The sequence below is a fragment of the Actinokineospora baliensis genome, assembly GCF_016907695.1.
Taxonomy (GTDB): Bacteria; Actinomycetota; Actinomycetes; order Mycobacteriales; family Pseudonocardiaceae; genus Actinokineospora; species Actinokineospora baliensis.
Map to the genome: position 1 here is coordinate 4,608,599 of NZ_JAFBCK010000001.1, position 13,297 is coordinate 4,621,895.

The 13,297-nt window shown below is 70.5% G+C and carries 12 protein-coding genes and 2 riboswitches; of the genes, 6 read left to right on the forward strand and 6 right to left on the reverse strand.

Annotated elements, in window-relative coordinates; genetic code table 11:
- The first annotated feature begins 140 nt into the window (after window positions 1-140).
- Window positions 141-254: riboswitch (cobalamin riboswitch) on the forward strand.
- A 194-nt stretch (window positions 255-448) separates the two neighbouring features.
- The 5 genes from JOD54_RS21100 to JOD54_RS21120 all read left to right on the forward strand — a co-directional run bounded on the left by JOD54_RS21100 (window position 449) and on the right by JOD54_RS21120 (window position 6,284).
- The gene (locus JOD54_RS21100; protein ID WP_239573455.1) at window positions 449-1,969 is read left to right on the forward strand and encodes an aldehyde dehydrogenase family protein; all 1,521 of its coding nucleotides are present in this window, start codon (window positions 449-451) and stop codon (window positions 1,967-1,969) included.
- Window positions 1,966-3,225, forward strand: a complete 1,260-nt coding sequence (locus JOD54_RS21105; protein ID WP_204452337.1) for an aminotransferase class III-fold pyridoxal phosphate-dependent enzyme — start codon at window positions 1,966-1,968, stop codon at window positions 3,223-3,225. The genes JOD54_RS21100 and JOD54_RS21105 overlap by 4 nt, the downstream gene beginning before the upstream one ends.
- Window positions 3,222-4,529 carry an aminotransferase family protein gene (locus JOD54_RS21110; RefSeq protein WP_307860198.1) on the forward strand — a complete coding sequence of 436 codons (1,308 nt, stop codon included), beginning with the start codon at window positions 3,222-3,224 and terminating at the stop codon, window positions 4,527-4,529. Before JOD54_RS21105 ends, JOD54_RS21110 begins: the two co-directional genes overlap by 4 nt.
- A 66-nt stretch (window positions 4,530-4,595) precedes the next feature.
- The gene (locus tag JOD54_RS21115; protein ID WP_204452339.1) at window positions 4,596-5,411 is read left to right on the forward strand and encodes a class I SAM-dependent methyltransferase; all 816 of its coding nucleotides are present in this window, start codon (window positions 4,596-4,598) and stop codon (window positions 5,409-5,411) included.
- 3 nt (window positions 5,412-5,414) lie between these two features.
- Window positions 5,415-6,284, forward strand: coding sequence for an alpha/beta fold hydrolase (locus JOD54_RS21120; RefSeq protein WP_204452342.1), 870 nt, complete (start codon window positions 5,415-5,417; stop codon window positions 6,282-6,284).
- Between the two features lie 54 nt (window positions 6,285-6,338).
- Here JOD54_RS21120 and JOD54_RS21125 read toward each other — a convergent pair whose 3' ends face one another.
- Genes JOD54_RS21125 through JOD54_RS21140 form a run of 5 tightly spaced genes read right to left on the reverse strand, consistent with a single transcriptional unit; the run spans window position 6,339 to window position 11,670 of the window.
- Window positions 6,339-7,118, reverse strand: a complete 780-nt coding sequence (locus tag JOD54_RS21125; protein ID WP_204452343.1) for an enoyl-CoA hydratase — start codon at window positions 7,116-7,118, stop codon at window positions 6,339-6,341.
- Window positions 7,115-7,999: a 3-hydroxyisobutyrate dehydrogenase gene (mmsB, locus tag JOD54_RS21130; RefSeq protein ID WP_204452345.1), complete on the reverse strand. Its 885-nt coding sequence runs from the start codon at window positions 7,997-7,999 to the stop codon at window positions 7,115-7,117. Before mmsB ends, JOD54_RS21125 begins: the two co-directional genes overlap by 4 nt.
- A complete protein-coding gene (locus JOD54_RS34405; protein ID WP_307860199.1) occupies window positions 7,996-9,027 on the reverse strand; it encodes an enoyl-CoA hydratase/isomerase family protein in 1,032 nt (343 codons plus the stop codon). Before JOD54_RS34405 ends, mmsB begins: the two co-directional genes overlap by 4 nt.
- Window positions 9,024-10,163 carry an acyl-CoA dehydrogenase family protein gene (locus tag JOD54_RS34410; RefSeq protein WP_239573456.1) on the reverse strand — a complete coding sequence of 380 codons (1,140 nt, stop codon included), beginning with the start codon at window positions 10,161-10,163 and terminating at the stop codon, window positions 9,024-9,026. The genes JOD54_RS34405 and JOD54_RS34410 overlap by 4 nt, the downstream gene beginning before the upstream one ends.
- A 7-nt stretch (window positions 10,164-10,170) precedes the next feature.
- Complete coding sequence (locus JOD54_RS21140; protein ID WP_204452347.1) at window positions 10,171-11,670, reverse strand: CoA-acylating methylmalonate-semialdehyde dehydrogenase; 1,500 nt, start codon at window positions 11,668-11,670, stop codon at window positions 10,171-10,173.
- A 162-nt stretch (window positions 11,671-11,832) separates the two neighbouring features.
- Window positions 11,833-12,007: riboswitch (cobalamin riboswitch) on the reverse strand.
- A gap of 130 nt (window positions 12,008-12,137) precedes the next feature.
- On the opposite strand from JOD54_RS21140, the gene JOD54_RS21145 reads away from it, so the two are divergent.
- The gene (locus JOD54_RS21145; protein ID WP_204452349.1) at window positions 12,138-13,085 is read left to right on the forward strand and encodes an NAD(P)/FAD-dependent oxidoreductase; all 948 of its coding nucleotides are present in this window, start codon (window positions 12,138-12,140) and stop codon (window positions 13,083-13,085) included.
- On the opposite strand, the gene JOD54_RS21150 is transcribed toward JOD54_RS21145, so the two are convergent.
- A complete protein-coding gene (locus JOD54_RS21150) occupies window positions 13,072-13,209 on the reverse strand; it encodes a hypothetical protein (RefSeq protein ID WP_204452351.1) in 138 nt (45 codons plus the stop codon). The genes JOD54_RS21145 and JOD54_RS21150 overlap by 14 nt on opposite strands.
- Between the last annotated feature and the right edge of the window lie 88 nt (window positions 13,210-13,297).

Here is a 13,297-nt window from a genome sequence, read left to right on the forward strand (position 1 = left end):
CCATGAAGACCATGCGGCGGGGGATGTGGCGGCACCGTGTTTGACCTTGAGGCGCCTACGGGTACGGGCAGCAGGTTGTTTGCCGTATCCGCCGCTGGGATGAGGGGCCAATGGTCCCGAGGGCGTGTGGCCTGCTATAACTGTGCGGGTAAGCCCTCGGTACGGGGAAGCCGGTGTGAATCCGGCGCGGTCCCGCCACTGTGATCGGGTGTGAGCCCGGGAGTCAGGTTGCCGGCCGGGGATGGACGGCGTGTTCCACGAGGATGGAGCTGACCCCGCGATGGGACCCTTCGGTACCCGACAGCTGCTGATGCCGCGCGCGCTCGGCGGGTGGACCTCGCTCTGACGCGTTCCCGCGTCCACACCGACCCGCGCTGATCTCGCGCGCGGTCCCCTTCACGCACGGCCGCCTTGGTGCGCGGTCGTGTTCACGCTGCCTGGAGAACCCTTGACGCGCGTCACGTATGCCACGTTGTCCTCCGACAACGAAGATCTACACCTGGGTTACGAAGAAGGCTTGCGCACCGCCCGGTCGTGGCTGGGTGCGACCTTCCCCGGTAACGGCGAACCGTTCACTGTGGTCAGTCCCGCCGATCCGGCTCTCACGTTGTGCACGGTGCACGCCGCCACGGAGTCCGATGTGGATGAAGCTGTCCGCTCGGCGGCGGTTGCCGCGCCCGAGTGGGCGGCGAGGTCTTGGCAGGAGCGGGTTCGGCTGCTGCGGGCCGCTGCGGAGCTCATCAGTGATCGATGCCCGGAGTTGGCGGCGTTGATGAGCTTGGAGGTGGGCAAGAACCGGCTTGAAGCGCTCGGTGACGTGGAGGAGTCGGCTGATCTGATCCGGTACTACTGCGACCAAGTCGAGAAGCACGACGGGTTCGCGGTGGACATGGCGCGGTTGTCCGCCAAAGAGCACACGAGCAGCGTGCTGCGGCCATACGGGGTGTGGGCGGTGATCAGTCCGTTCAACTTCCCTATGGCGCTGGCGGCGGGGCCTGTGGGTGCGGCTCTGGTCGCGGGCAACACCGTGGTGCTCAAGCCGAGCCAGCAGGGGTCCTTCACGGCGCTGAAGCTGCACGAATGCCTGCTGGACGCGGGAATTCCCGCCGATGTCGTGCACCTGCTGCCCGGTGGCGATGACGTCGGACGCGCCGTGGTGGGCCACCGGGGAGTCGATGGGTTGACCTTCACCGGGTCCTACGAGACCGGTATGGCCATTCAGCGCGACTTCGCGACCGCCTACCCGAGGCCCGTGTTGTGCGAGATGGGCGGCAAGAACCCGGCCATCGTCACCGCGAGCGCCGATCTGGACATCGCGGCGGCCGGGGTGGTGCGGTCGGCGTTCGGGTTCTCCGGGCAGAAGTGCTCGGCTTGCTCCCGGGTCTACGTGCAACGCGAGGTGTACGAGCCCTTCCTGGAAGCCCTTGCCGCTCGCGCCGTCGACGTGGTGGTGGGCGACCCGACCGAGCGCGGCACCTTTGTCGGGCCGGTGATCGACAGGGATGCCGTGGGCCGGTTCGAAGTCGCTGTGGAGCACGCCCGCGAGGTCGGTCGGGTGGTGGTTGGGGGAGAGGTAGTGCGCGGCAAGGGGAACTTCGTCGCGCCCACGGTCGTCGCCGATGTGCCGGTCGACGATCGGTTGTTCACCGACGAGCTGTTCGTGCCGTTCGTCGCCGTCGCCCCTGTGGATTCATTGGAGGAGGCTCTCGCGTTGGCCAACAACTCGGTTCTCGGCTTGACGGCGGGGTTCTTCTCGGCCGAGGAGCACGAGATTGACCAGTTCCTGAACACGATTGAGGCGGGTGTCGTGTACGTCAACCGGGCCGCGGGCGCCACTACCGGTGCGTGGCCGGGGGTGCAGCCTTTCGGCGGCTGGAAGGGATCCGGCAGTTCCGGCAAGGCGGGCGGCGGCGAACACTACGTACAACTGTTCCTGCGCGAGCAGTCCCGGACGGTGGTGTCGCGATGACCGCCCCGCTGCTGCGCACCGAGCTGCCGGGGCCGCTCGCCCGCGAGGTCCTCGACCGCGACCGCGCGATCACCAGCCCGTCCCTGCCGCGCGCGTACCCGTTGGTGCCCCGGCGCGGGTCCGGCTCGGTCATCGAGGACGTGGACGGCAACCTGTTCCTGGACTTCAACGCGGGCATCGCGGTGAACTCCACCGGCCACACCCACCCGCACGTGGTCGAGGCGGTGCGGCGGCAGAGCGGGGAACTGCTGCATTACTCGGCCAGCGACTTCTACCTGCCCATCTACTCCCAGATGTGCGCCGCCCTGGCCGAGACCGCGCCGATGTCCGGTCCGGTGCGGGTGTTCCTGTCCAACTCCGGCGCGGAGGCCGTCGAGGGCGCGATCAAACTCGTCCGCCGGGCGACCGGGCGGCCGTACGTGATCGCCTTCCACGGCGCGTTCCACGGCCGCAGCTACGGCGCCCTCACCCTCACGGCGTCGAAGGCCAAGTACCACCAGGGTTTCGGCCCGCTGTTGCCCGGCGTCCTGCACGTCCCCTTCGGCACCGACGACACCTTCGCCGCCTTGGAGCAGCTGTTCGACCAGCAGGTCCCCGCTTCCGAGGTGGCCGCTGTGTTCGTCGAACCCATCCAGGGCGAGGGCGGGTACCGGGTGCCGGAACCGGGGTGGATGGCCCGGCTGCGTGAGGTGTGCGACCGGCACGGGATCCTGTTGGTGGCCGATGAGGTGCAGTCCGGGATGGGCCGCACCGGGCGGATGTGGGCCATCGAGCACACCGGCGTCGAGCCCGATGTGCTCATCAGCGCCAAGGGAATCGCCTCCGGCCTGCCGCTGGGCGCGTTCATCGCCCGCGAGGAGCTGATGCTCGCCTGGGGTGCCGGTGCGCACGGGTCGACCTACGGCGGCAGTCCGATTCCGTGCGCGGCTGGCATCGCCACGCTGGAAACCATTGCCGCAGAGGGGCTTCTGCGCAACGCCGAGACCGTGGGCACCCTGTTGCTCGAGGGGCTGGCGAAGCTCGCCGCCCGAGTCGACGTGGTCACCGACGTGCGCGGGATCGGCTTGATGATCGGGGTCGAGTTCGCCACCCAAGAGTTGGCCGATGCGGTGCAGCAGGCCGCGTTCGAGCGTGGGCTGCTCGTGCTGGAGTGCGGTGCGGCGACGATCCGGATGTCACCGCCGTTGGTGGTCACCGCCGAGCAGGCGGAGGCCGCGCTGCGGGTGTTCGCCGAGGCGATCGACGCCTGCCGGTGAGCGAGCACGTGTTCTCCCGTGGCCATCACCTGCCGGTGGTGGCCACGGGGGAGGGCGCCGAACTGGTGGACGTCGACGGGCGGCGCTACCTCGACGGGTCCGGTGGCGCGGTGGTGACCTCGATCGGCCACGGCGTCACCTCCGTCGTCGACGCCATCGCCGCCCAGGCCGCCGCCGTCGCCTACGTGCACGGCACCACGTTCACCTCCCAAGCCCTCGATGCCTACGCCGACGAGCTCGCCCCGCTGTTGCCGGTCGACGACCCCCGGATCTACCCGGTGTCCGGTGGCAGCGAGGCCGTGGAGACCGCGATCAAGCTCGCCCGCGCGTACCACCTGGGCCGCGGCCAGAACCGGTCCGTGATCATCGGGCGGCACGGCTCGTACCACGGCAACACCCGCGGCGCGCTCGACGTGTCCGGCCGGCCGGGCCTGCGCGCGCCGTACCTGCCCTGGCTCGCGCACGCGATGCACACGACGGCCCCTTACGAATACCGCTGCCCGTTCCCCGACGACCACCCCCACGGCTGCGCCGCCCGTCACGCCGCCCACCTGGACCGCCTGATCACCGACATCGGACCCGACCAGGTCGCCGCGTTCATCGCCGAACCCATCGCGGGCGCCGCGCTCGGCGCCTGCGTCCCGCCGGACGAGTACTGGCCCGCCATCGTGGACGTCTGCCAGGCGCACGGCGTCCTGCTGATCGCCGACGAGGTCATGACCGGGTTCGGCCGCACCGGCCCCTGGTTCGCCTGCGATCACTGGAACCTGCGTCCGGACATCCTGGTCGCCGCCAAGGGAGCCGCCTCCGGCTACTGGCCCCTCGGCCTCACCGTGAGCTCCGGCGAAGTCCACGACGTCGTGGCGGCCAGTGGGTTCACCCACGGCTTCACCTACTCCCACCACCCCGTAGGCGCCGCGGCCGGACTCGCCGTCCTGCGCGAACTACGGCACCTGGTTCCGCACGTCCCCGGTCGAGGCCACGACCTCGGCACCGCCCTGCACCGGGAGCTGGACCGGCACTGGGCGGTCGGGGACATCCGCGGTCTCGGCCTGCTGTGGGCGGTGGAACTCGTCCTCGACCGCGACACCCGACAGCCGTTCCCCCGACAGGAACGCATCGTCGAGCAGGTGGTGGCCGCCGCGAAGGACAACGGCCTCTTGGCCTACCACTCCACCGGCTGCGCCAACGGCCGTGATGGCGACTTGCTGGTGTTCGGTCCGCCGTTCGTCATCACCGCTGAGCAGTGCGCGGAGCTCGCCAACCGGTGCGCCGCGGCGGTCAACGCGGTGTTGGGTGCTTGACGTCGATCGGCCCCGTCGGCAAACTCAGACAGGATGTCTCAGATGACTTAGGGTGGGCTAACTCGTATGGCCAAGGAAGCGATCCGGCTGGGTACCGTGCAGGAGATCCTCCTCATCCCGCTCTACGGGCGGGCGCTCGACGCGCGGGCCAAGCGGTCGGTCCTCGGTGACAGCAAAGCCGCCGAGATGGTCGAGCTGATCGACTACGACTTCGCCAAGTTCCGCGGCCCCTCGCTGGGCGGTTCGGTGCTGCGCAGCGCCATCTTCGACGGCTGGGTCGCCGAGTTCCTGCGGGAACACCCCGAGGGCACGGTGGTCGAGCTCGGGGTCGGCCTCAACACCCGGTCGCACCGGCTCGACAACGGGCGGGCGCGGTGGTTCGACCTCGACCTGCCTGACACGATCGAGCTGCGGTGCCGGTTCTTCGCCGACACCGACCGGTCCACGATGATCGCGGGATCCGTGCTGGAGACCGACTGGTTCGACCAGGTCGCGGCCACCGGCGGCCCGTACTTCTTCCTCAGCGAGGCCGTGCTGCTCTACTTCGAGGCCGAGCAGGTCCGCGCGGCCGTGCGCGGGCTGGCCGACGGGTTCCCCGGCTGCCCGCTCAGCATCGACACAGCGGGCAGGCTGATGATGTCCAACCAAGATCGCAACCCGGTGTTCAAGGCCGTGGACGCCAGGATGACGTGGACCTGCGACGACCCGCGAACCCTGGAGCAGTGGGGTTTGCGGCTGCGTGAAAGCCGCACGTTCGCTACTCCGCAGCCGGGCATGGCCCGCGCCTGGCCGTGGCGTTACCGCGTGGGCATGCCGCTGCTGGCGAAGGTGCTGCCACCGACGGTGAACATGTACCGCATCAACCTGTTCACGATGGTCTGAGCCATGACCCGCCACACCCAGGGCACGCCGGAATGGGTGCCCACCGCCGATGGTCGACGCCTGTACGCCATGGTCCTGCCGGGTCCTCGGCGCGACGCCCCGACCGTGGTGTTCGAGGCGGGCTCCGGCGCGGGCCGCTCATCGTGGGCGTTGGTGCAGCCCGGGGTGGCCACGCACGCACGCGCGATCGTCTACGACCGCTCTGGCCTGGGCCGCAGCGCACCGGACCCGACCGACCGCACGCTCCCGCGCATGGCCGACGACCTCAACGACCTGCTCGACCACTTCGGGCCCGGTCCCTTCGTCCTGGTCGGCCACAGCGCGGGCGGTCCCCTTGTCCGGCTCGCCGCCGCCCGCCGCCCCGAACGCGTCGCGGGCCTGGTCCTGGTCGACCCCACCGACGAAGCAGCGGACGTCCTGTTCACCTCCCGCTTCCGCCGCGCCGAGCGGGTCGCGCTCCGCGTCGGCGCCGCGCTCAGCGCCGTCGGCCTGCTCGGGCCCTTGTTCCGGTGGCAGACCGCGGCCCTGCCCGCCGACGCCCGGCGGGACATGGAACGCGAGGGATTCGCCAGGGGAGTCCTGCGCACTCAGCGCCACCAGGCGCGCACCTACCTGGATCACCTGGCCACCTGGCGCCACGACCCACCTGACACCCGTCTCATCCCCACGACTGTCATCTCCGGCGCCCTCCCCGGCAACGGCATGACCCCCGCGATCCGCGCCGCCGCCAACGCTTCCCACGCCCACCGCGTGTCCCAGGCCCGGCGCGGCAAACACGTCATCGCCCCGCGATCGGGCCACTACGTCCCCATCACCGACCCCGACGTGATCATCGCCGAGATCGTCGCCCTGCTGCCCGGGGCAGCACACTGAGACCGGACCCGTCTGGGTCGGTGATGGAAACGGAACCACGGACCAGTGTGGCCGTCAGGCGTGGCGGAAGTCCGGCTTGCGCTTCTCGGTGAAGGCGGCCATTCCTTCCTTCTGGTCGTGCGTGGCGAAGGTCGAGTGGAACACCCGGCGTTCGAACAGCAGGCCCTCGCTCAGCGACGACTCGAAGGCGCGGTTGACGACCTCCTTGACCATCCGCGCCGCCGGGGCGGACATGGCCGCGATGGTCGATGCCACGGCCACGGCTTCCTGGAGCAGGTCGTCGGCGGGAACGACCCGCGACACCAGGCCCGCGCGTTCGGCTTCCACCGCGTCGATCGTGCGGCCGGTGAGGCACAGGTCCATCGCCTTGGCCTTGCCGATCGCGCGGGTGAGCCGCTGGGAGCCGCCCATACCGGGGATGACGCCCAAGGTGATCTCCGGCTGGCCGAACTTGGCGGTGTCGGCGGCGATGAGCAGGTCGCACATCATCGCCAGTTCGCACCCGCCGCCGAGCGCGTAGCCCGCGACCGCTGCGATCAGGGGTGTCCGGACGCGGGTGAGCGCGTCCCAGCCCGCGAACCAGTCCGCGGCGTAGACGTCGCTGAAGGACTGCGGGGCCATTTCCTTGATGTCCGCCCCGGCCGCGAACGCGCGGGCCGACCCGGTGACCACGATCGCGCCGACCTCCGGGTCGAGGTCGAGTTCGCCCGCGGCGGCGGTGATCTCGCGCATCGCCGCCAGGTTGAGCGCGTTGAGGGCCTTGGGCCGGTTGAGGGTGATCACGGCGACCCGGTCGGCCGGGCGGTCGACGGTGATCGTCTCGTAGCTGGTCATGCGGTCCCGTTCTCGCGGAGGCTGGTGATGATCGCCGAGAAGTCCCGGCCTGGGCCGTCGAGGTCGACGAACCGGGCGTACAGGTCGGCGGCGTGCTGCCCGAGGGCGGTGTCCACCCCGGCGGCCCTGGCGGCGGCTTGGGCGAGGCGCAGGTCCTTGAGCATCAGGCCGCTGGCGAACCCGCCGGTGTAGTCGCGGTTGGCGGGGCTGGCCGGGACCGGCCCGGGGACGGGGCAGTTCGTGGTCAGCGCCCAGCACTGCCCGGAGGCGGTCGAGGCCACGTCGAACAGGGCCTGGTCGGTGAGCCCCAGCTGGGCGCCGAGGGCGAAGGCCTCGCTGACGGCGATCATCGAGATGCCCAGGATCATGTTGTTGCAGATCTTCGTGGCCTGACCGGTGCCCGCGTCACCGCAGTGCACGAACCGGGCGCCCATGTGCCGCAGGTACGGCTCCGCGGCCGCCACCGCCTCGGCGGGCCCGCCGACCATGAAGGTCAACTTGGCCGCTTCGGCACCGACCACCCCACCTGAGACCGGCGCGTCGACGGCCAGGTGACCGGCGGCCGCGGCGATCTCCGCGGCGGCGCGGGCGTCGGCGACGTCGATGGTCGAGCAGTCCAGGAACAGGGTGCCCGGCTTGGCGCGGGGCACGACCTCGCGGTAGCAGTCGAGCACGTGCGCGCCGCTGGGCAGCATCGTGATCACCACGTCGGCACCCGCGACCGCCGTGACCGCGGACCCGGCGATGGTGATCCCGGCCGCGTCCGCCGCCGCGCGGGCGGCGGTCACCGGGTCGTACCCGGTGACCCGCTCGCCCGCCCGCAGCAGGTTCACCGCCATCGGGCCGCCCATGTTGCCCAGGCCGAGGAAGGTCACGCTCATCGGGAACCCCCGTCCCACTCGTCGGCGCCGAGATCGGCGAAGTAGCTGTCGACCAGGTCGTCGCCCACCTCGGCCAGCGTGGCGGGGGACCAGCGCGGTGCGCGGTCCTTGTCGATGATCTGGGCCCGGATGCCCTCGACCAGTTCAGCGGTCCGCAGCGCCCGGTGCGAGGTCCGGTACTCCTGGGCCAGCACGGTTTCCAGGTCCGGCAGGGTCATGGCCTTGCGCAGCGCCCGCAGGGTCACCTTCAGCGACGTCGGGGACTTCTGCTCGATCTCCTTGGCCGCCGCGATCGCGGCCTCGCCGCCGTCGCGCAGCCGGTCGAGGATCTCCTCGACGGTGTCGGGGGCGTAGCAGTGGTCGATCCACCCCTGAGCAGCCGCCAGCGGGCTTGGCGGTGCGGGCTCGGTGACCGTGCGAATTGCCTCGTCCGGTGTGCGGGTGGCGAGCGCGTCCAGCAGGTCGGGCAACCGGTCACTCGGCACGTAGTGGTCGGCGAGTCCACAGTGGATCGCGTCGGCGCCGCCCACCGCGGCGCCTGTCAGAGCGAGGTGGGTGCCCGCCTGGCCCGGCGCGCGGGACAGCAGGTAGGTGCCGCCAACGTCGGGCGCGAAGCCGATGCCGACCTCGGGCATCGCGATCTTGGTTCGCTCGGTGACCACCCGGTGGCGCCCGTGCGCGGACACACCCACTCCGCCGCCCATGACCACGCCGTCCATCAGCGCGATGTAGGGCTTGGGGTAGCGGGAGATCGCGGCGTTCATCCGGTACTCGTCGGCCCAGAACGCCAACGATGCCGTCCCGCCGGTGCGCGCGTCCTCGTAGATCGACCGGATGTCGCCGCCCGCGCAGAGGCCGCGGTCGCCCGCACCCTCGATCAGGACCGCTCGAACGGCCGGGTCGTGCCGCCAGCGGTCGAGGTGCTCGGTGATGGCCAGGACCATGGCGTGGTCGAGGGCGTTGAGCGCCTTGGGCCGGTTGAGGGTGATGTGGCCGATGCCGCTGTGCACCACGAAGTCGACGCTCACGAGGCCTCCCGCAGCATCCGGCGGGAGATGATGACGCGCATGATCTCGTTGGTCCCTTCCAGGATCTGGTGCACCCGCAGGTCGCGGACGATCTTCTCGATGCCGTACTCGGTGAGGTAGCCGTAGCCGCCGTGCAGTTGCAGCGCGTCGTTGGCCACGTCGAACCCGGTGTCGGTGCACAGCCGCTTGGCCATCGCCGAGAGCTGGGTGGCGTTGTCGTCGCCCTGGTCCAGCGCGTCCGCGGCCCGCCACAACAGGGTCCGTGCCGCCTCCAGGCCGGTGCGCATGTCCGCCAACCGGAACCGCAACGCCTGCGCCTCGACGAGTTTCGCGCCGAACGCCGAGCGTTCGGTCAGGTGCCGCACCGCCTTGCCGAGCGCGGCCTCGCCGCCGCCGAGCGAGCAGGCGGCGATGTTGAGCCGCCCACCGTCCAAAGCGGACATGGCGACCGCGAACCCGACGCCCTCGCCGCCCAGGATCGCCGACGCGGGAACGCGAGCGCCCTCGAACAGGACCTGGCGGGTGGGTTGGGCGTTCCAGCCCATCTTGGCCTCGTTGGGCCCGAACGACACACCGGGGGTGTCCCGGTCGACGATGAACGCGGAGATCCCACGCGCCCCCGGCCCGCCGGTCCTGGCGAGCACGACGTAGACGTCCGAGGTGCCCGCGCCAGAGATGAACTGCTTGACCCCGTCGAGCACGTACTCGTCGCCGTCGCGGCGTGCCCGGGTGCTCAGCGCGGCGGCGTCGGAGCCTGCGTCGGGTTCGGTGAGGCAATAGCTGCCCATGGCGTCCATGGTGGACATCCGGGGCAGGTAGCGGTGCCGCTGGTCGTCGGTGCCGAAGCGGTCGATCATCGTGGCGACCATGTTGTGGATCGACACGTACGCCGCGATCGACGGGCAGCCGGTGGCCAGCGCCTCGAACACGAGCACGCCGTCGAGCCTGCCGAGCTCGGACCCGCCCACCTCCTCGGGCAGGTAAAGGCCGCCGAGGCCCAGTTCGGCCGCTTTGCGGAGCACGTCGACCGGGAAGTGCTTGGCCTGGTCCCATTCCACCGCGTGCGGGGCCAGGTGTTCGGCGGCGAAGTCGGCCGCTGTCTCGCGCAGCGCGCGCTGTTCGTCGGTCAGTCTCATCGGTCGCCTACTTCATCGTGGGGATCACGAAGCTGGCGCCTTCTTTTGCGCCGGACGGCCAGCGGGAGGTGACCGTCTTGGTCTTGGTGTAGAAGCGGATCGAGTCCGGCCCGTGCTGGTTGAGGTCGCCGAAACCGGACCGCTTCCAGCCGCCGAAGGTGTGGTAGGCGATCGGGACCGGGATCGGCACGTTCACCCCGACCATGCCGGTGTTCACCCTGGCGGTGAAGTCGCGCGCGGTGTCGCCGTCGCGGGTGAAGATCGCCACGCCGTTGCCGTACTCGTGCTCACTGGGCAGCCGCAGCGCGGCCTCGTAGTCGTCCGCGCGGACGATCGTCAGCACCGGGCCGAAGATCTCCTCCCGGTAGATCCGCATCTCGGGCGTGACCTTGTCGAACAGGCTGCCGCCGAGGAAGAACCCGTTCTCGTGGCCGGGAACGACCAGGCCACGCCCGTCGACGACCAGCTCGGCCCCCTCGGCCACCCCGATGTCGATGTAGTCGCGCACCCGGTTCACCGCCTCGGCGGTCACCAGCGGCCCGAAGTCCGCCGTCTCGTCCAGGGCCGCGCCCACCTTGAGGGTTCGCACCTGCTCGGCGAGGCGCTCGACCAGCGCGTCCGCGGTCGCCTGACCGACCGGAACGGCCACCGAGATCGCCATGCACCGCTCGCCCGCCGAGCCGTACCCGGCGCCCACCAGCGCGTTGACCACCTGGTCGAGGTCCGCGTCGGGCATGATGACCATGTGGTTCTTGGCGCCGCCAAAGCATTGCGCGCGTTTGCCGTGCGCGGCGGCGGTCGAGTAGATGTACTCCGCGATCGCCGACGAGCCGACGAACCCAATCGCCTCGACGCGTGGGTCGGTCAGCAGCGCGTCCACCGCTTCCCTGTCCCCGTTGACCACCGAGAACACCCCCGGCGGCAAACCCGCCTCGCTGAACAGCTCCGCCAACCGCAGCGGCACCGACGGGTCGCGCTCGGAGGGCTTGAGCACGAACGCGTTCCCGCAGGCGATCGCGGGCGCGGCCTTCCACAACGGGATCATCGCGGGGAAGTTGAACGGGGTGATGCCCGCCACCACGCCCAGCGGTTGGCGCATCGAGTAGACGTCGATGCCGGTGCCCGCGCTGTCGGTGTACTCGCCCTTGAGCAGGTGCGGGATGCCGATCGCGAACTCGACGACCTCCAACCCCCGCTGGATGTCGCCCTTCGCGTCGGCGACGGTCTTGCCGTGCTCGGAGGACAACAACCGCGCGAGACTGTCCTCTTCGGATCGGACGAGCTCGAGGAACCGCATTAGCACCCTGGCACGGCGCTGCGGGTTCCACGCCGCCCACTCGCGCTGCGCACGAGCCGCGTCGTCAACCGCGGCGCCGACCTCGGCCGCGGTGGCCAGCGGAACCCTGGCCTGGACGGCACCCGTGCTGGGGTCGAAGACGTCGCCGAAGCGGCCCGATGTTCCCGGAACCGGTTTCCCGGCGACGAAGTGGTGGAGTTCGGTGGTCATGGCATGCCTTTCGCGAAGGAGCGCAGGACTGAACCGCCCGGGTCGCGCCTCGTGGGGCGACCGGGCTCAGGGCAGGACGGACCTACCGCGCCGGAGGCGGGCGGTCGGCGACTTTCGCGCAGGCAGGACGAATCCGCATGCGTTCAGCTCCATCCTCGTGGACGAACACGGCTGTCCATGGCCGGTATCCTGGCTCCCGGATCGACGGCCGCCCCGGCCTTCCCGGCTCGCGCCAGTGGCCTTGAAGTGGGGCGTCGCTCCCCGGTCACAGTGGCGGGACCGCGCCGGATTCGCACCGGCTTCCCTGACACCATGGACCTGAGGACACCCTAAAGTAGGAAGTCCGACCATGTCGACCCCCTGGGGTCACCCCTGAACGAGCGGGCAACCGCCACGGCCGCGACCACTCCTTGCCAGAACGGCAAGCCGGTTTGCGTACTGGCCGCTGTGCGGGTGAACTGGTCGGCATGGATGAACAGTGGGACGTGGTCGTGGTCGGCGGGGGAGTGGCGGGACTGAGTGCCGCCTTGATGTTGGGCCGTGCTCGGCGGCGGGTAGTGGTGGTCGACGCGGGTAGTCCGCGCAACCGCTTCGCCGATCACATGCACGGTGTGCTCGGCCACGAGGGCGTCGATCCCCGCGAACTGGTCGCGCGCGGCCGGTCCGAGGCGGCGTCCTACGGCGTCGAGTTCCACCCCGGCCGGGTCGAACGGCTCGACGAGACCGGAGCTGGGGTCGTGGTCACCGTCCCCGGGTCGGGGCAGATCTCGGCGAGGGCCGCGATCGTGGCCACCGGCCTGTCCGACGACCTGCCCGACATCCCCGGTCTCGCCGAGCACTGGGGTGCCCGTGTCCTGCACTGCCCCTACTGCCACGGCTGGGAGGTCCGCGACCAGCACCTCGGCGTGTTGGTCACCTCACCGCTCGGGCTGCACCAGGCCGAGCTCATCCGCCAGTGGAGCCCGCAGGTCACGGTCTTCGCCCCCGCACTGGACGAGTCGGTCGAGGCCCGCCTGCGCTCACGCGGGATCGACCTCGTAGCCGACCCGGTCGTGTCAGTCTCCGGCGAAGGCCCCCTCGTCGTACACACCGCCCGCGACACCGAGGTAGCGGTGGACGCCCTGTTCACCACCGGCACCCCACGACCGCACGACGACTGCCTCAAGCACCTGAACCTGCGCCGCGCGGACACCCCATTCGGAAGCTTCCTCGCCGTCGACCCCCTCACCGGCAAAACCAGCGGCGACCGCATCTGGGCCGTGGGCAACGTGGTCAACCCCGGCGCCAACGTCCCCATGTCCATCGGAGCGGGCGCGGCGGCCGGTGGCGCGGTCAACGGCGCCCTGGTCACCCAGGAGTTCGACGCCGCACAGGCGACACCCGCGGACCTTCACCGATCGGTCACACCTCGGTGAAGTTGCCCGCACCGTCGTTGCGGAAGTGCCGGACCCGCAGGTCGAGTGTGCCGGAAAGGTCGAAGGGGTCCGAGATCACGCCGACGTCCGGGTCTCCGTCATTCTCGAGGTCGACGCTGAACATCTCGTACCAAGTCGCCCACGACTCCCATGTCGGGGCTGGCCTCCATCCCACAGGCGGACCTCTTACACACCACGATCAAACGGGCCCG